The sequence below is a fragment of the Mucilaginibacter litoreus genome, from assembly GCF_042676805.1.
In the GTDB taxonomy this organism is placed as follows: domain Bacteria; phylum Bacteroidota; class Bacteroidia; order Sphingobacteriales; family Sphingobacteriaceae; genus Mucilaginibacter; species Mucilaginibacter litoreus.
This window is the reverse complement of record NZ_JBHTHZ010000001.1, coordinates 151,000-168,251: the sequence shown is the minus strand read 5'-3', so window position 1 is coordinate 168,251 and position 17,252 is coordinate 151,000. Positions and strand designations below refer to the sequence as shown.

Annotated in this window: 13 protein-coding genes; 10 read left to right on the top strand and 3 right to left on the bottom strand. The window is 40.2% G+C overall.

All coding sequences use genetic code 11. The annotated features are described in order from the left end of the window. Position 1 precedes the first annotated feature (1 nt). The 3 genes from ACFQZX_RS00745 to ACFQZX_RS00735 form a co-directional block, all read right to left on the bottom strand. The gene (locus ACFQZX_RS00745; protein ID WP_377110831.1) at positions 2 to 3,181 is read right to left on the bottom strand and encodes a SusC/RagA family TonB-linked outer membrane protein; all 3,180 of its coding nucleotides are present in this window, start codon (positions 3,179 to 3,181) and stop codon (positions 2 to 4) included. Between the two features lie 175 nt (positions 3,182 to 3,356). Continuing rightward, positions 3,357 to 4,220, bottom strand: coding sequence for a helix-turn-helix transcriptional regulator (locus ACFQZX_RS00740; protein WP_377110830.1), 864 nt, complete (start codon positions 4,218 to 4,220; stop codon positions 3,357 to 3,359). 6 nt (positions 4,221 to 4,226) lie between these two features. Then, the gene (locus tag ACFQZX_RS00735; RefSeq protein ID WP_377110829.1) at positions 4,227 to 4,595 is read right to left on the bottom strand and encodes a VOC family protein; all 369 of its coding nucleotides are present in this window, start codon (positions 4,593 to 4,595) and stop codon (positions 4,227 to 4,229) included. A 426-nt stretch (positions 4,596 to 5,021) separates the two neighbouring features. Here ACFQZX_RS00735 and ACFQZX_RS00730 point away from each other — a divergent pair, with 426 nt between their 5' ends. The 10 genes from ACFQZX_RS00730 (at position 5,022) to ACFQZX_RS00685 (ending at position 17,251) form a co-directional block, all read left to right on the top strand. Beyond that, positions 5,022 to 5,501 (top strand): DUF4385 domain-containing protein, encoded by a 480-nt coding sequence (locus ACFQZX_RS00730; protein ID WP_377110828.1) that lies wholly within the window; start codon positions 5,022 to 5,024, stop codon positions 5,499 to 5,501. After that, complete coding sequence (locus ACFQZX_RS00725; protein ID WP_377110827.1) at positions 5,488 to 5,631, top strand: DUF2256 domain-containing protein; 144 nt, start codon at positions 5,488 to 5,490, stop codon at positions 5,629 to 5,631. Before ACFQZX_RS00730 ends, ACFQZX_RS00725 begins: the two co-directional genes overlap by 14 nt. Then, positions 5,607 to 6,137: a 2'-5' RNA ligase family protein gene (locus tag ACFQZX_RS00720; RefSeq protein ID WP_377110826.1), complete on the top strand. Its 531-nt coding sequence runs from the start codon at positions 5,607 to 5,609 to the stop codon at positions 6,135 to 6,137. The genes ACFQZX_RS00725 and ACFQZX_RS00720 overlap by 25 nt, the downstream gene beginning before the upstream one ends. After that, positions 6,112 to 6,354 carry a hypothetical protein gene (locus tag ACFQZX_RS00715; protein WP_377110825.1) on the top strand — a complete coding sequence of 81 codons (243 nt, stop codon included), beginning with the start codon at positions 6,112 to 6,114 and terminating at the stop codon, positions 6,352 to 6,354. The genes ACFQZX_RS00720 and ACFQZX_RS00715 overlap by 26 nt, the downstream gene beginning before the upstream one ends. Positions 6,355 to 6,926: 572 nt before the next feature. Further along, entirely contained in the window at positions 6,927 to 8,807 is a 1,881-nt protein-coding gene (locus ACFQZX_RS00710) for a sialate O-acetylesterase (RefSeq protein ID WP_377110824.1), read from the top strand. A 182-nt stretch (positions 8,808 to 8,989) separates the two neighbouring features. Next, the gene (locus ACFQZX_RS00705; RefSeq protein ID WP_377110823.1) at positions 8,990 to 9,565 is read left to right on the top strand and encodes an RNA polymerase sigma-70 factor; all 576 of its coding nucleotides are present in this window, start codon (positions 8,990 to 8,992) and stop codon (positions 9,563 to 9,565) included. Between the two features lie 153 nt (positions 9,566 to 9,718). After that, complete coding sequence (locus tag ACFQZX_RS00700) at positions 9,719 to 10,708, top strand: FecR family protein (RefSeq protein ID WP_377110822.1); 990 nt, start codon at positions 9,719 to 9,721, stop codon at positions 10,706 to 10,708. A 103-nt stretch (positions 10,709 to 10,811) separates the two neighbouring features. Beyond that, positions 10,812 to 14,390, top strand: a complete 3,579-nt coding sequence (locus ACFQZX_RS00695; protein ID WP_377110821.1) for a SusC/RagA family TonB-linked outer membrane protein — start codon at positions 10,812 to 10,814, stop codon at positions 14,388 to 14,390. Positions 14,391 to 14,403: 13 nt separating this feature from the next. Next, positions 14,404 to 15,876: a RagB/SusD family nutrient uptake outer membrane protein gene (locus ACFQZX_RS00690; protein WP_377110820.1), complete on the top strand. Its 1,473-nt coding sequence runs from the start codon at positions 14,404 to 14,406 to the stop codon at positions 15,874 to 15,876. A 22-nt stretch (positions 15,877 to 15,898) separates the two neighbouring features. Then, positions 15,899 to 17,251, top strand: a complete 1,353-nt coding sequence (locus ACFQZX_RS00685; RefSeq protein WP_377110819.1) for a zinc-binding metallopeptidase — start codon at positions 15,899 to 15,901, stop codon at positions 17,249 to 17,251. The last annotated feature ends 1 nt before the right edge of the window (position 17,252 follow it).

Sequence of the window (17,252 nt, the reverse complement as noted above, 5' to 3'; positions counted from 1 at the left end):
TTTAGAATGTAACCTTTACTGAAGCGCCGTAGTATCTTAATGGTGGCGCAGTTCTGAATTCACCATACTCACTTGCAAGGTCGGTTCCATAATTTGATACTTCAGGATCTACCACCTTGTTACCGGCAGGCAGCCAGGTTATAAGGTTACGGCCGTAAAGCCCGATAGTTGCGCGTTGTGCACCAATCTTATTAGCCAACGTTTTAGGCAAAACATAGTTCAAGGTAACCTCTCTAAGTTTAATAAAACTTCTGTCCAGGATATCTCTTGACCATGCTTGTGCTTTGTTTGAGGTTGTATAATAGTAATCATCCACGTTAGCCTCAGTTATTGGAGTTGTATTCTCTACGTAAGTAGTATTTCCGGCTGCGTCAGTAACCGCTTGTACAGAATTAGGCACAACAAACGGATTACGATCGTTATAAGTAGTTTTTGGATCTGCTCCAACAAAGTTGAACAGGTCTGCAGTACCGGAGTAGAATTTACCGCCTTTATCCCATTCTAAGGTAAAGCCAAGCACAAAGTTTTTTACTTTAATGGTGTTATTCAAGCCCATTACAAAATCATGCTGAAAGTTGCCGTAGCTACCGTTTTCCGCTGCAGTGATTGGATAACCTTGAGAATCTACCACAATATGTCCTTGTGGATCGTATTGTGGAACAGGGGCTTGCAATATACCTAATGGCTGACCTTTAATAGCTACCATATATCCTCCGTAACCATCCTGATTAAGAATTAGCTTATCCAACCCATCTGGAAGAGAGGTTACTATACTTTGATTCTTCGTAAACGTGTAAGAAATGTCCCAGCTTACATTGGGTGTTTTAACTGGCGTAGCGTTAACGGCTATCTCAATACCGCGGTTACGTACTGAACCAAAGTTAACCAACTCTGATGTATAACCTGTACCCGGTGCTATAGGAACAGCCAGTATCTGATCCTGACGGGTACGCTGATAAACCGTGGCATCTAACCCAAGGCGGTCGTTCAAAAACCTGATTTCGGCACCTAATTCAAATTCTTTTACACGCTCGGGTTTTAAATTATTGGTTAATAACGTATTGCTTATAGAAAAGCCGGGAACTCCTCGGAATGGAAATGCCAAGTTACCAAATCCAAGTCCAACGTTTGTAGCGGTCAGTATATTACTGATATTATATGGGTCGGTGTCACTACCTGTTTCACCGTAACTACCTCTTAATTTAACGTAGCTTACTGCGCTGTTTCGCAGGTCAAGTGCCTGTGACAATATATAAGAAACGTTTGCAGCCGGATAAAAATAGCTATTGTTACCTGTAGCCAGTGTCGAGGTAATATCATTACGGCCGGTTAATGTTAAATACAGATAGTCTCTGTACCCCAAAGTACCCTGCGCATAAAAGCCAAGTAAACGACGGTGGCTTTCTGCCTCTGCGCTGGACGGTTTATTAACACTGTTAGATAGCTGGAAAAATCCGGGGATTGCTAATCCTTCAATTGCAGTGCTAAGTGTACGTGCGCCCCTGTCATTGTAGTTGGCACCGATCACGCCGTTGATATCAAAGTCAGAATTAAATTTCTTAACAAACAGGCCCTGTAATTTAGTATCGTATTCATAGGTCTGAAAGTTATCTTCTTCCACGCTACCAACGTCAGGTTTCCTTGACTGACCTTCGGGGTTAGCGCCACCTACCCAACTCCCTGGTTTTGGAGTATTTGAATTGTACCATATACGGGCACCAGAATTGGCTACATCGGCACTCTGTTGCAATTGTACGGTAAACCAAGGTGTTATCTTGTAATTTAAGTTGATATTACCATATACACGGTCGCTTTTGAATTTACTTCCGTTTTCATACAAATTGTAATACGGATTTTCTGCAAATGGAGTGTAGTAGTTATCAACGTTAAAATATTTGTTCTTATAATCTCTAAGATCTTTTATAGGTATATCACCGGGTATCTGTAAAATGTTTTCATAAAATGTAGTACCTACACCTGTAGGGCCTTGACCGGTACTAACAAAGTTTCCGTTTTTAGCAACATAGTTTAAAGATGCATCGGCAGAAAAGTTTTTATAAGTAGTTGTACCTCTTAAAGAGAAATTATTTCTTCTGAAACCATCAACATTACCAGGCAAGATGCCATCGCTATAAATGTTATTATATGACATCAGATAGGTAGATGCATCGCTACCGCCACTTACGGTTATATTGTTATTAAGCTCAATACCTTTGTCATAAGTGTCCCTTACGTTGTTTTTTATAAAAGAAAAAGGTTTCAATAACTGAGTATTGTCAACAATTGCGCCCCAGGGACGAAGCTGACCATCATATTTTGGGCCCCAATTACCATTTTCACTTAATATAAAGTGCGCATCCCAGCCTTGTCCAAAAGTTTCCTGCGGCTTGTAAACAAAAGCTACATCAGTAAGTGTGGTACCTGAAGAAAAATCAACCGTAGGCTTGCCTGACTTTCCTTTTTTGGTAGTAATAATAACCACGCCGTTAGAACCACGTGAACCATAAATGGCACTTGCTGCAGATCCTTTCAGGAAGCTAATGTTATCTATAAGGTTCGGGTCGATATCATTTGCGCCATTTCCAAAGTCAAAATTATCGCTTGATCCGCTTCGTGCATTGGTTAATGGTACGCCATCTATAACGTATAGAGGCTGGTTAGACGAACCCAAAGAGGTATAACCGCGTAAAATAACTTTAGTAGATCCCCCGGAAGTACCGGAAACATTTGAAATGTTTACACCTGCAACTTTACCTTGCAAACCACCTACCGGATTGATGGATGCTGATCTGTTGATCTCCTCGTTCTTAACGGTAGTTTGTGCATAACCAATGGTTTTTTTAGCCTTGCTGATACCAAGGCCGGTTACCACAACCTCGCCAAGCTGTTTACTGTTTAAAGTTAACACAACATTTATTATGTTTTTATTAACAACAACAGTTTGAGGATCGTACCCAAGAAAGGTGAATTGTAAAGTAGCACCTTCAGGTGCATTGATAGTGTATTTACCGTCCACACCTGTTTGGGTACCTGTTGTTGTACCTTTAATTGTAACGGATGCACCTGGGATTGTTGAGCCGTCCTCCCGTGCGGTAACCGTGCCTGTCACGGTATGTGTTTGCGCAAATATTTGTGCAGAATAAAATAGCAAACACAAACATACAAGTAGAAGTTTTTTCATCTAATTATGATTTATGATAAAATGAAAGGCTAATTATGCGATTGCATTCTTAGCCATTAAGTGGGCAATTATAATAGCTACCAATTTGGCAGGATATGCTAAAATCACCAATAAAAAAAAGTGACATTAAAAAACAGTAACAATGCTGTTATGTACTTAATAGTTCTGAATAGGATTAAGCCGTCTGTCTGTAAGCAACCGGAGTAGTACTCATCTTTTTCTTAAAAAGCCTGATAAAAGAGCTGGTGCTTTCAAAGCCAATAGTATTCGCAATTTCATTTACCGGACAATCGGTCCTTTTTAACATATATCGGGCTTTACTTAATCTGATGTCGGTTAAATATTGATGAGGCGTTTGGTTAAAAGCCTGCTTAAAAGTTCTGAGTAAATGATTAACGGATAAACAGGCGTTTTCGGCAAGTTCTTCCAGACTTATATTCCTATAATAATTACTATACAAAATTTCTTTTGCAATATTCAACCGACGGATAACTTCTATCCGGGTTGCCTGATTCAATACATGTAATTGCTCAGCTTTTTTTAAAACTTCATTATTATAAAGGCTATTATAGGTAATTAAACAATGATGCAAATACTCATTGATCAACATTTCATTTACTACATTATTATCCAGGTAATCCTTTAGATGCAAAACTGTCAATCTGAGATCGCCCTTAAACGGATAAAGCGTTTCTCTTAATTCACTCAGCAGCGTCGCATTTTCTTTTACATCTAATAATTGCTTCGAATTTAAGCGTATGCTGTTATTAAAATCAGTAATAAACTTTTCGTCAAAACTAATGCTGAATGATTTTACCGGCACTTCTGAATTAACAGTACTTGCATAAGAAGTGCCTTTATTTAAAATCAGCACCGAATCCGGATCCAAGAGAATGTTGCGGTAACCTATATTGCAGTTTTCATTACCTGTGAGTACGCATCTCATGGTAAAATCATCAGCAATATGCTTATCAGTACTAAAATAAATTGTTTTTAAGAATATTTTGTTGTTATTCCTGAGGGTTTTCAAGTAGTCCATTTCCTGTTAAATGTTACTGTAATCACGTTCTTCAATTAACATCCAATGGTTACCAGACGGGTCTTTAAAAGCGGCAGCAATGCCTGCTGGCGTATATTCTGGTTCACCTAAAAAGGATACGCCATGGTTTTTTAATTCAAAATGATCTTTCAAAAAATCATTCGTGTTTAACGTCACAGTAACACTTAAATCATCTATTCGATCGTTTTCAATAAGCATCAACCCTAAGGTGTTGCTTGCATTTATTAGTATTACACATTCTTTTTCATCAAGCACCTTTGTACGTTTTAAAAATTTAAAGCCAAGCTTATCTGTACAAAATTTTACTTCATTATTCATGTTACGTGTATACAACGTAACGTATTTAATTTCCATTATATAGGGTTATTTAGGCACTTTAATGAACCGGCCAGTTTAAAAGCAGGTTACAATTTTGTATGGCTCAACCTTTTTGATCACATTACACTATTCAACTTATGCTTTGGAAGTAGCTTAAAAGTTAAAAAAAATTGGGACAACAAAATTATCAACAATTAGTATTCAAATAGCTTAAGTATCTTGATTGTTGCATAAGCATAGAGTTGTATCAAGAATTTTACTCTAATTACTTTTTAATAAGATCTGTTAATAAGGGTTTTTATAAGACGCAGTTTTCTTATAAATATTACGGCTTTTTTAAATTAATGGTTAAGTATATTGTGAGGTACTACAAACTGTACTGTTTTTAACAACTTACCTAAGGTTTTGGCCGTTGTGCAAACGGTCTTGCAACATTCACAGTAATTGCTTGTTGAGTAAATAATGCAGCAGCCAAGTTATCTGAAATTTGATGTAAGTACCTATGCATGGAAGCCGGATATAGACTATCGGCAGCGGCCGGAATTGTACCTGGTAGGCAAAGGCGAGCAGGGGGTATTGATATGTGAACCTTATAAGAGCGAGATAGGTAAGTACTGGCGTTTTAAAACGAAAGCCATAGCAGAAGAAAGCAGTACTAAAATTTTTGAGCTGTTTGAAGGCTATCTAAAATCCGGCGAATTTGTGGGTGCGGATATGGCGCGCAAGTATTTGCAGATGGGCTATACCAGGGCACGGCGATATGCGAATTACAAAGGCGGCAAAAAATATAATGCGCAGAGGGATTATGCTTTGCTGGAGCGTGGGACGGGCGACCCGGAAAAAGCAGAAGCAGCTAAGGTGTTTTATACCAAATGGAAACAAGCAGAGGCAAACTGGGTTTACGCGGCCATGAAAAAGGATTGGAAACATGCACGGGGTTAAAAAACAAAACCTACCGCAAAAGGTGTGCGCCGCCTGCGGAAAACCGTTTATCTGGCGAAAAAAGTGGGAAAAGGTTTGGACGGAAGTTAAATATTGTTCAGAAAGATGCAGACGAAACAAAAACCATTAATATTGACTTTGCGGCTTGATGCACAGAGTCAAATTTTTTTCGATGAACTGCGCCGGCGTTATTTTCCACCAGAGCGCAATTACCTGAAAGCGCATTTGACCTTATTTCACCAGTTGCCTAATGAAGCAACAACGCGGCAATGCTTGAATGAAGTTTGTCAGCAACCTTTTGAAATGGAGGTGACCGGCTTGAGGCATTTAGGTGCTGGTGTTGCTTACGAACTTATATCTGCCGAACTGTTGGCGCTGCACCGGAACTTAAGTATTCGTTTTCAGGAAGTGCTGACCGCCCAGGACCGACAAGGTTTCAAACCGCATATTACTGTTCAAAATAAGGTGACAGTCGAGGCTTCGAAAGCGTTGCTGGATGAATTGAGCCAAAGATTTCAACCATTTGCCGTTCAAGCTACAGGCCTTGATCTATGGGAATATCAGGGTGGCCCTTGGCGGCACAGTGATTTTTATAAATTTAAGATAAAGCGTGAGCTGGACCTGCCCCAAATGTGATCGCGAACTTCCATGGAAAGACTATCGGCATTATTGTGCGCGGGTTAGCCTTGACAGTGTTTTCGAGGGAAGATCGCCCGAACTGCTGCTTGCATTTGACAAAATACTGGCTGAAGTGGCAGAGTGGGAGAAGGTTTTAATAGGCGTTACGCCAAACTGTATTGTCTTTACCCGCAGGGTAGGGTTTCTTATCATCAGGCCGACGAAAAGTGGCTGAACGTTAAATTTCATTCTGCTGTTGCACACCCTCAAAAACCAGTGGTAAAAGTGTAACTGCCGGAAAAAAAATTGAAAATCACATCCGGATAGCATCGGTAGAAGATATCTGGCCGGGATTATTCGTTTACTTGCGAGAGTCTTATGAGCTTATGCGAACAGGCACAACTAAGCATACATTATAAATGTGCGTATTAATGTAAATTATGAGGTAAGAGTTTAGTTGCTGCTTAAATAAAGTAATTTCTATTTCATGATTTTGTATCATTTTTATGGTCAAGTGTCCATGGATGTTCACAAGTGTTCATTGTGAATACAAAAGATGTAAAATACCGGCTGCCTATAGCTAAACTGTAATTCAAAATAATTCCAGCAAAGTTAATGTGATAAAAAATTGCTATCCAATATTTTGCTAAACCGTTTTAATAACTTATTTTCATTAAAATATACCGTTCCAAGCATATGAAAATATTCTATCTGTTTACAAAGCGATGTTACCTACTGTTATTAATTTTATTGTTTAATCATATCAGCCAAGCCTCAGTAATTCCGGCAGCTTGTTTTACCAACAATATGGTGCTTCAGCAAAAAACAAAAGCTAACATTTGGGGAACTGCAAAACCAGGCAGCCTTCTTTTCATTACCCCGTCTTGGGATAAACATAAATATCAGATAAAGGTAGCTGCTAATGGTAAATGGAAAACCGGGATTAATACACCTGCTTATGGTGGCCCTTATGAAATATCTTTTAATGATGGCGAGCTACTGACGCTTAGTAATATCCTGATAGGTGAAGTTTGGCTATGTTCCGGCCAGTCAAACATGGAGATGACTGTAAGTAATGGTTATGGCGGTGTTCTTAATAATGAGCAGGAAGTTAAAGATGCGGCCAGGTATAGCGCCATCCGGATGATCAAAATCGATAATAAGGTTGATTTTATTCCGCAGCAGGAAGTACCTGTTAAATGGGGCTGGCGGGAATGTAATTCAGAAAATGTGAAAGAGTTTTCGGCCGTGGCTTACTTTTTTGCCAGGAAAATATATGATGTTAAACATATTCCGATCGGCCTTATCAATGATACTTGGGGAGGCACCGTGGCCGAGGCGTGGACCAGCGGGAGTGCTCTCAAAACAATGCCTGAGTTTAGGGATTTCGTAAAGTCGATAGAAGGAGGACTTACTCAGAAAGATATTGAAGATCAATATCACAAAAACGTACGCAGTTGGATTGATAGTATTAATGCAAATGATCCAGGATATAAAGACAATTCAGCAGAATGGGCACAATTGGATTTTAATGATAGCCGATGGCCTAAAATGCGATTGCCAATATATTGGGAACAAGCAGGTAATAATAACTATGATGGCACTATGTGGTTCCGTAAGGTTGTTGATATTCCAACTGATTGGGCTGGGAGGGACCTGAAACTAAATTTAACAGGTATAGATGATTATGATGTTTCATATTTCAACGGCCAGGAGATAGGTCATACCGAATTATTTGTTTACCCACGGCATTACACTGTGCCAGGTAAATTGGTTAAAGCCGGTAAAAATATAATAGCCGTACGGGTATTTGACAATGGCGGCTTAGGTGGCATAAATAAAGGGCCGTTAGATATACAGGTAGCCACTGATTCCTCAAAAACAATTGACCTTAACGGAGAGTGGATATATCAGAAAGCCCTTCCGTTGGATAAACTGGAACAGCCGCCTGTTTTGGCCAACTCGCCAAACCGGCCAACATTAATTTATAATGCCATGATCAATCCGATACTTTCATTTAGTATCAAAGGTGTTATATGGTATCAGGGTGAGAGCAATGCAGATAGGGCCGAACAATATAAAAACTTATTCCCATTACTAATTAACGACTGGCGGGCCAAATTTAATCAGCCCAAACTTCCTTTTTACTTTGTCCAGATAGCTAATTACAATGCAACAGACCAGCCACCCGCTGCTGATTGGCCCGAGCTTAGGTACGCGCAGCTAAACGCCTTAAAGCTACCTTATACCGGCATGGCAGTAACTATTGATATTGGCGAACCCACGAATATTCACCCGAAGAATAAACAAGAAGTTGGCCGGAGGTTAGCCGTTATTGCATTAGCAAAAAATTATAAAGATAATATGGTTTACAGTGGCCCCATATACTTATCACAGCAGATAAAAAATAACCAGGTAATTCTCGCTTTTTCGCATGCTGAAAGTGGGCTGGTAAGTAAAGGTACCAAAGGGCTAAAAAGTTTTTGGATTGCCGGGGCAGATAAGCAATTTCATGCGGCACAGGCATCAATAGTTAATAACAAGGTTGTGGTAAGCAGTACGGAGGTATCAAATCCTGTAGCCGTGCGGTATAATTGGCAAAATAATCCGGATGGTAATTTATATAATGGTGCCGGCTTACCGGCCTCACCATTTAAAACAGATGATTGGAGCGATATAAGACTTTAAAGTCGGCTAAAGCTAATTAGTTTATGAGCCATAAATAAAATGTTCAAATTCTATCTCGTATTACATTCGCTATAAAACCTAAGCAATAACGTAACGGTTTGGATCAAAGTAGTGCGAAAAAAAATTTTTTTTAAAGTTAACAAGCCATATATTGTGAGTTGATATTGCTACCTATACTGCAGATGAGGCTTGATACCGGCGTTGTTAATAAAAAAGACTTTACTAGGTTATATGCGCAGCATTTTGAAACTTTTACATTGCTTGCTTTGCAGTATGTAAAAGATGTTATAGTAGCTGAGGATATTGTACAGGATGTATTTCTTAAATTCTGGGAGGCACCGTTTATACTCGAAGATCAAAGTGCAATCAAATCTTATTTTGGGCGGATAGTTATAAATAACTCACTTAACTACATCAAGCGCGAAAAAAATCTGCAACGCCATCATGACAGTATAAGTAAAACGGTTTCTGAGCAGGATGTGTACTCGAAATTACACGAAAACGAGTTGAAGGTTTTAATATATAAACAGATTGAACTGTTGCCGGAGCAGTGCAAAAAGGTTTTTAAAATGAACCGCTTTGATGGTTTAAAATACCGCGAAATAGCTGAACAGTTAAACATAAGTGAGCGTACGGTAGAAAATCATATTGCAAATGCTTTAAAAGTGCTCCGAAAAAAGATATTAACACCAGAAAGCGGCCTGGGTATCGACATTAATAAGTACAAAACAATTTTACTGATACTCGGCATTGCTTAAAATGTTTTAGGGAGGTGTATTTTTAGTTTTAATAAAATAAAATGCTATAAACATTATTCTTTGTTTAATCATATAAACTTTTTGTTAAAAATTTATAAAAATATTTAGGGGTAAGGATGCTCATTAATTGTCTATAGGATAAATAGAACATTAATGTCATCTACCGAACACCAGTTACTACTTATAATTCAACATCTAAATACACCTGATGATACCCGGCTTCAGGAAAATGTTACTAAATGGAGAACGCAAAGCGCTGAGAATGAAAAATATTTTCAGGAAATTCAAACACTGTGGCTTGCGTCAGCCGAGGCGCGCGTTTTAAAGCATATTGATGTAAATGCAGCAGTTGAGCGTTTGAGTAGTAAATTAGAAGATCATAATAAATATAAGCATGAAGCTTCCTCACTAACTACAGGTGTACGCATTATAAAGTGGATTGCCGGCATTGCGGCCATGTTTATGCTGGTGTTTTTCATATACCGTCAATACCCGGTAAATAGTGCAAAGTATATAACCAAAATAACCACAGGTAAAAAGGATTCTGTTCTACTTGCTGATGGATCTAAAATATTTCTGGATACAGCCTCATCCGTTTCCTATCCCGAACAATTTAATGGAAACAAACGTACAATTGCCTTTAAGCATGGAAATGCTTTTTTTAAAATAGCGCACGATTCTATACGGCCATTTACGGTTTCAATGGATCAAACAGCGGTGCAGGTACTTGGTACCTCATTTAACATCCGTAAAACAACTGCCGCAATAAACGTGGACGTTAAAACTGGCCGTGTTATGTTTTTAGCCAACGAGGAGTCGAAGGCCGTATTAGTTGCCGGGGTTGCAGCAAATTATGATATCAAAAGCAATCAGCTTACCACTTACAGCAACCAGAATTCAAACAGCGACTCGTGGCTTACCGGCGAATTGCATTTTATCGATGAGCCGCTTGCCAACGTATTCAGTAAGCTTGAAAGCCACTACCGTGTTAAAATAACTTCAGATACTAATCTGTCTAAGCTGGGTAAATTTAACGCCAATTTTATTAATAATAATCTTGATGAGGTTATAACCGTCCTTGAGCAAACCTATCCAATAAATATAACCCGCCATAGTAACCGGCTTATTATCAGAAACAAATAAACAAATCTATATAACTAAAATCTCGTACAATTAAACTGAAACTATGATTAAAAATCTCTACAAACGACGAACCGCAGGGTTCTGCAAGATTTTTTTATCGGGTATGTTACTTGCAGTAAATGCAAGGGCCGATCTGATTGCACAAAATCTGAGCGCCAAATCCGAAAAACTTGGGCCCTACCTTAAAAAGCTGGAAACTACCTACCACGTAAACTTTGTTTATGATGGGGCAGAAGTCAACAAAAGCATTACGGTAGCTGTAAATAATAGCCCTGCAAACATTAACGATGCTTTGAAAGATTTGCCTCAGGCCGGTATTAACTACACCGTATTGGGCAACAACATTATTCTAAAAAAAGCACCTGTTATAAAGCATGCTGTTGAAGACATTATTGTAAAGGGTAAGGTAACAACCAAAGAGAAAAATAGTATTGAGCCTATGCCTGGTGTAAACGTTACAATAAAGGGCACTAAAACAGGGGTAGCCACCAATGCTAACGGTGACTTCTCTATTCGGGCTAAAGAAGGCGACATACTGGTTTTTACCATGATGGGCTTTAAATCTCAGGAGATTAAGGTAACAGGCGCAAGCCCGGTTATCAATGTTCAGCTTGAAGAAGAAAGCACCGCCCTTAATGAGGTCAGCGTTGTTGCAACCGGTTACCAAAACCTGGACCGTAAGTTATTTACAGGTTCTGCAGTTACCTTAAAGGGCAGCGAAGTAAAGCGTGATGGTATTACAGATGTAAGCCGTATGCTTGAAGGTCGCGTAGCGGGGGTATCGGTGCAAAACGTATCAGGTACATTTGGTGCTGCCCCAAAGATAAGGGTGCGTGGCGCTACCTCAATTAATGGCGATAACAAACCGCTATGGGTGGTAGACGGCGTGGTGCTTGAAGATGTGGTTAATATTTCTAATGAACAACTTTCAACCGGCGATCCTAATACGCTTGTAGGTTCATCTGTAGCCGGCCTTAACCCGGATGATATTGAAAGCTTCGTTATTTTGAAGGATGCTGCCGCAACTGCTCAGTATGGCGCGCGCGCCATGAACGGTGTGGTTGTAGTAACTACCAAGAAAGGTAAAAATACATCAGGCGCGCCAGTTATATCATATACCGGTAACTTCAGCTCATATCTTAAACCATCTTACAGTAATTATGACATTCTGAACTCTGCCGACCAGATGAACGTATACCTGGAAATGCAGAATAAAGGCTGGTTAAACCACTCATCAACCGCAAATAATGCAAGTGGTGGAGTATTTACCAAGATGTTTAACCAGATGTACAAGTTTGATCCTGTAACCCAAACCTATGCATTGAACAACACTATTCCTGATCAAAAAGCTTATCTGCAGCGTTACGCTGATGCCAATACCAATTGGTTTGATGTTCTTTTCAGAAACTCACTGATGATGGAACACTCACTGAGCGTATCATCAGGTTCCGAGAAATCTCAATTTTATGCATCAACCAGTTTTTTAAAGGATAACGGCTGGACCATTGGCGATAACGTTAAACGTTTTACAGGTAATCTGCGCGGTACATTTAAGGTAAATGATAAGCTTTCGTTTGAGTTACTTACACAGGGTTCTGTGCGTGATCAGGTGGCACCTGGTACCCTGGGCCGTTTAAGTAACCCGGTGTTTGGCCAGTACGACCGCGACTTTGACATTAATCCTTTTAGCTACGCGATCAATACAAGCAGGGTAATTACCCCTTATGACGAGAACGGTAAATTGGAATACTTTACCAGAGATTACGCCCCGTTCAATATTATTCATGAACTTCAGAATAATACCCTTGGCTTGACCCAGATTGACTTTAAAGGACAGGGTGGTTTGAAATACAAGATCATTAAAGAACTGCAATATTCATTCGACGGAGCTTACCGCTTTGCCAAAACCAACCAGGAGCACAAAGTAACTGAAAACTCTAACCAGGCGCAGGCTTACCGTGCAGGTATTGCCGAGCAAAATGCTACTATTATCAACAGCAACCGCTTTTTATACCGTAACCCGGATGATCCAAACGCACTGCCGGTAAGCGTATTGCCGTATGGTGGTTTTTATAATACCGTTGATGATAACATCACTAACTATTACTTCCGTAATGCACTGGAATGGAACAAGACCATTAAGCAGGATCACTTGCTGAATATTTATGCCGCGCAGGAGTTAAGGTACATTAACAGGCAGCATAAAACTTTTGATGGTTATGGTTACCAATACGATCAGGGCGGTGTTCCTTTTGTTGATCCCAATATCGTTAAACAAAACGTTGAGTCTAACTTTAACTATTACAGTATGAACTACAGCTATGAGCGCTACCTGAACTATCAGATGCGTGCAGCTTACTCATACAAAGGCAAATACAGCCTGAATGCTACAGGCCGTTACGACGGATCTAATCTGCTTGGCGAATCACGCACTGCTCGTTGGTTACCAACCTGGAATGTGTCTGGTGCCTGGAATATCGATACCGAACCATTCATGCAAGGCTCTAAGGTAACCAACATTCTTAACAGGGCTACCCTGCGCGCTACTTATGGTTTAACAGCCAGTATGGGCCCTGCAACAAACTCAAGTTTGTTTTTACAGGCACGTAACACTAACCGCCCGTATGCTACTGAAAAAGAAACCGTATTATATATTGCCGGCCTGGAAAACTCTGAGCTGACCTTTGAAAAGCAAAAAGAGCTTAATATTGGTGCAGACCTTGGCTTTCTGCATGATCGCCTTACGCTGACAGTTGATGTATATGATCGCCGTGGTTTTGACCTTATAGGCCTTATCCGTACCTCGGGTATTGGTGGCGAAGAAACAAAGGTGGCCAACTATGCCGATATGCGCTCAAGAGGTATAGAGGTAACGCTTGGTGCAGCCATCCTGAAACAAAAGGACTGGAGCTGGAACACGCAGTTGACTTTTGCGCATAACACAAGCAAAATCACCAACCTTAAAAACAAGCCAAACATATTTAATCTGGTAAACCCGGATGGGGGCGCTCTTGAAGGATATCCTCAGCGTGGTTTATTCTCAATTGATTATGTAGGGCTCGATCATAACAATGGTGTTCCTTATTTTATTAATGAGAATGGCGACCGCAGCACAAACGTTTATCTGCAAAGCGACCAAACGCAACACCTTAAATATGAAGGCCCTGTTGATCCTACTTTTACAGGTGGTTACTATAACTCCGTTAAGTATAAAAACTTTACTTTATCTGCCTTAGTAACCTTTAGTGCAGGTAATAAAGTTAGGCTTAACCCTATATTTAAATCAAGCTATAACGACTTGGATGCTATGTCATCAGTGTTTCTTAACCGTTGGGTAATGCCTGGCGACGAGACAAGAACAAACATACCATCAATACTTAGCGCACGCGAAGTTGGCCAGCTCGACGGCTATCCATACAATAACTATAACTACTCAACAGCACGTGTAGCTGACGGTGGATTTGTACGCTTAAAGCAAGTATCATTCGGGTATTTCTTTTCTCCTGACCTGATCAAAAAAGTTGGCTTTAAGAATGGATCGCTTTCCCTGATTGCGAATAACGTTTGGCTGATATATGCCGATAAAGATCTGAATGGCCAGGATCCGGAGTTTTTTGGTGCAGGGGGGGTGGCTTTGCCGATTCCGCGTCAGTTCACACTATCACTTAAAGTAGGATTTTAAGATATATCATATCATGAAAAGTAAATACACTATTATATTTTTATCTGCACTTATGCTTACTTCTGCCTCATCGTGTAAGAAGTTTCTGGAGCAGGTGCCCGATCAGCGTACGCAGCTGAATACAGTAGAAAAAGTCAGTGAGATATTGGCAACGGCCTATCCGCAAGCAGATTATGCAACCTTTACCGAGGCCGCTTCTGATAACGCAGAAGACAAAGGCGTTAATGTAGGCACGCTTGATCCTCCAAACCAGGATGCATATCTGTGGCAGGATGTTCAGGGCCGCGATACCGGTACGCCTACTTATTACTGGAATGCAAGTTATGCCGCAATTGCTGCTGCAAACGCTGCGCTTGATGCCATTGCAAAAGCACCAGATCCAACAGAATATCTGCCTTATAAAGGCGAGGCGCTTTTAGCAAGGGCTTATGCACATTTTATGCTTGTTGTGCTGTACTCAAAGGTATATGATCCTGCCACAGCTAACGATTCGCCGGGTATACCATATGTCCTGACGCCGGAAAAAGTTGTATTTAAACAATATGACCGTGGTACTGTGGCATCAACCTACGCTCTTATAGAAAAAGATCTTACCGAAGGTTTGCCTCTGATTAAAAACAGCGCTTATCGTGTACCTAAATATCATTTTAATCAGGCTGCCGCTTATGCTTTTGCTGCAAGGTTTTATCTTTTCAAGCGCGAGTATGATAAGGTGGTACAATACGCTACAGCTGCATTTCCAGGTAATAGCTTTGCTGCTAACATCCGCCCATGGTCTACCAAATACTATGATGCCTCTGCAAACGAAATGCAGATTTTGTTTACCCAGGCTTCCGAAAATTCAAATTTACTTTTAACAGAAGCCCCATCTGTTTGGGCACGTAATAATTCATCCTACAGATATGGTATGGGCCTTAATTTAAATAATGAGCAGGGAGAAACCAACGTTACCGGCACTAACTTCAGCGGGCGTAAAATGTATTCATACGGTGTCCCTAACTATACTTATCTTAAGTTTAAAGAGCTTTTTATCCGCTCAAGCCCTAATGCAAATATTGGTATTCCGTACACTATTATGCCACAGTTTACAGGTGATGAGTTACTGCTAAACCGTGCTGAAGCATATGCAAATCTTGGTAAAAATACCGAAGCCATTGCAGACCTTAATACTTTTGCCAGCACACGCATACGTAATTATAACGCCACTACCCAAAGCATCACTCCTGAAAAAATAAAACTGTTTTATAATACAGATGATCTGAAAGCAGGTATTATTCAGACAGCGCTTGATTTTAAAAAGTCGGAATTTATACAGGAAGGCTTGCGCTGGTTGGACATCATCAGGCTTAAATTACCGGTAGTGCATAATATAAAGGCGGTTAACAATACCGATACCTATGTAACGCTTGAGCCGGAGGATCCACGCCGTTTATTCCAGTTACCACAGGAAGTAGAACTATCAGGCGTTCCTTTAAACCCAAGATAATAAGCATTCATAATTAAAGAAAATGAAAAAGATATACATAGTAAGCTTGCTGATCATGCTAATAACGGCTGCAAGCTCTTGCAAAAAAGAGGGCACCTTACATGCCAATCTTGATGCCATTGACAGGAATCAGTCTGCCAAGACTGACCTTGACCGGTGGATTGACGAAAACTTTGTAGTACCCTACAACATTGAAGTAAAATACAGGTGGGATGCCTTTGAACTTAATCTTTCAAAAGACATGACACCGCCTTTAGAAAGCCAGGTAATCCCTGCCATGCAAACCGTAAAAGATGTATGGATAAGCACTTATGAAAGTGTAGGCGGGAAAGACTTCATGAAAATAAACGCGCCTAAACAATTTGTGCTGGTGGGTAGCCCTGAATTCAATGGTGATGGGACAATTACTTTGGGTACCGCTGAGGGAGGCCGTAAAATTGTATTGTACGTTATCAATAATTTTGATAAAAGCAATACACAGAACGTTAAGCAGATGATACAGGTAATACAGCATGAGTTTACCCACATCCTTAACCAAAAGGTGGCTTTCGATCCGGCATTTAGTTTGGTAACTAAAGCTGATTACACTGCAAACTGGAACATACCATCGCTTGACGATGCCCGCGCGCTGGGCTTTATCACTCAGTACTCGCGCAGTAACCCTATTGAAGATTTTGCAGAAATGGTTGCAAATATGCTGATGATGGGCAGTTATGAGTACAATAATATAGTAAACGCTTTGCCTTTAGATCCGCGTACCAAGCTCCGCAAAAAGGAGCAGTTGGTGGTTGAGTATTTTAAAACCGCCTGGGGTATTGATTTTTATGCTTTACAGCAAGCCGTTACAGATGCCGTTGAAAACACTGCCCCTGTAATTTTGGCTAATTCTATAGGGCCGGGTAACACCTACACCACATTTGCTTCAAGCCCGCTGACTGAGACACCACAATCAGCCGAGTTTTTAGCAAACTGGAATACCGCAAAAACAGCGCTTGGAAATATGGGTTTCGTACTTACCAAATATGACATGACCTTTAAGGCAAATCATATCATGACGCTGCGGTATTATTTTACCAGCGGTGATGGTTCTACTACTTATTACGGGGATACTGATTACTTTATGGATTTTGATCCTAATACAACCGGCCTTGTTAAACTTGAACCATTATCTGTACAACCAACAGACGTTACTTATGCTAATATGGCTTTTATTAAAAATGCCATGACGGCGGTTGATAATTACATTAAGAACAACCAGTTCCGGTTTGACTGGGCGCCCAACTTGGTGCCAGGCTCAAAAGGGGCGAAAGGAGCATTTGGAGCATTTTACAAGGTTGACGATGCCAGCTCATACATGATCGGTACATTAAATTAAC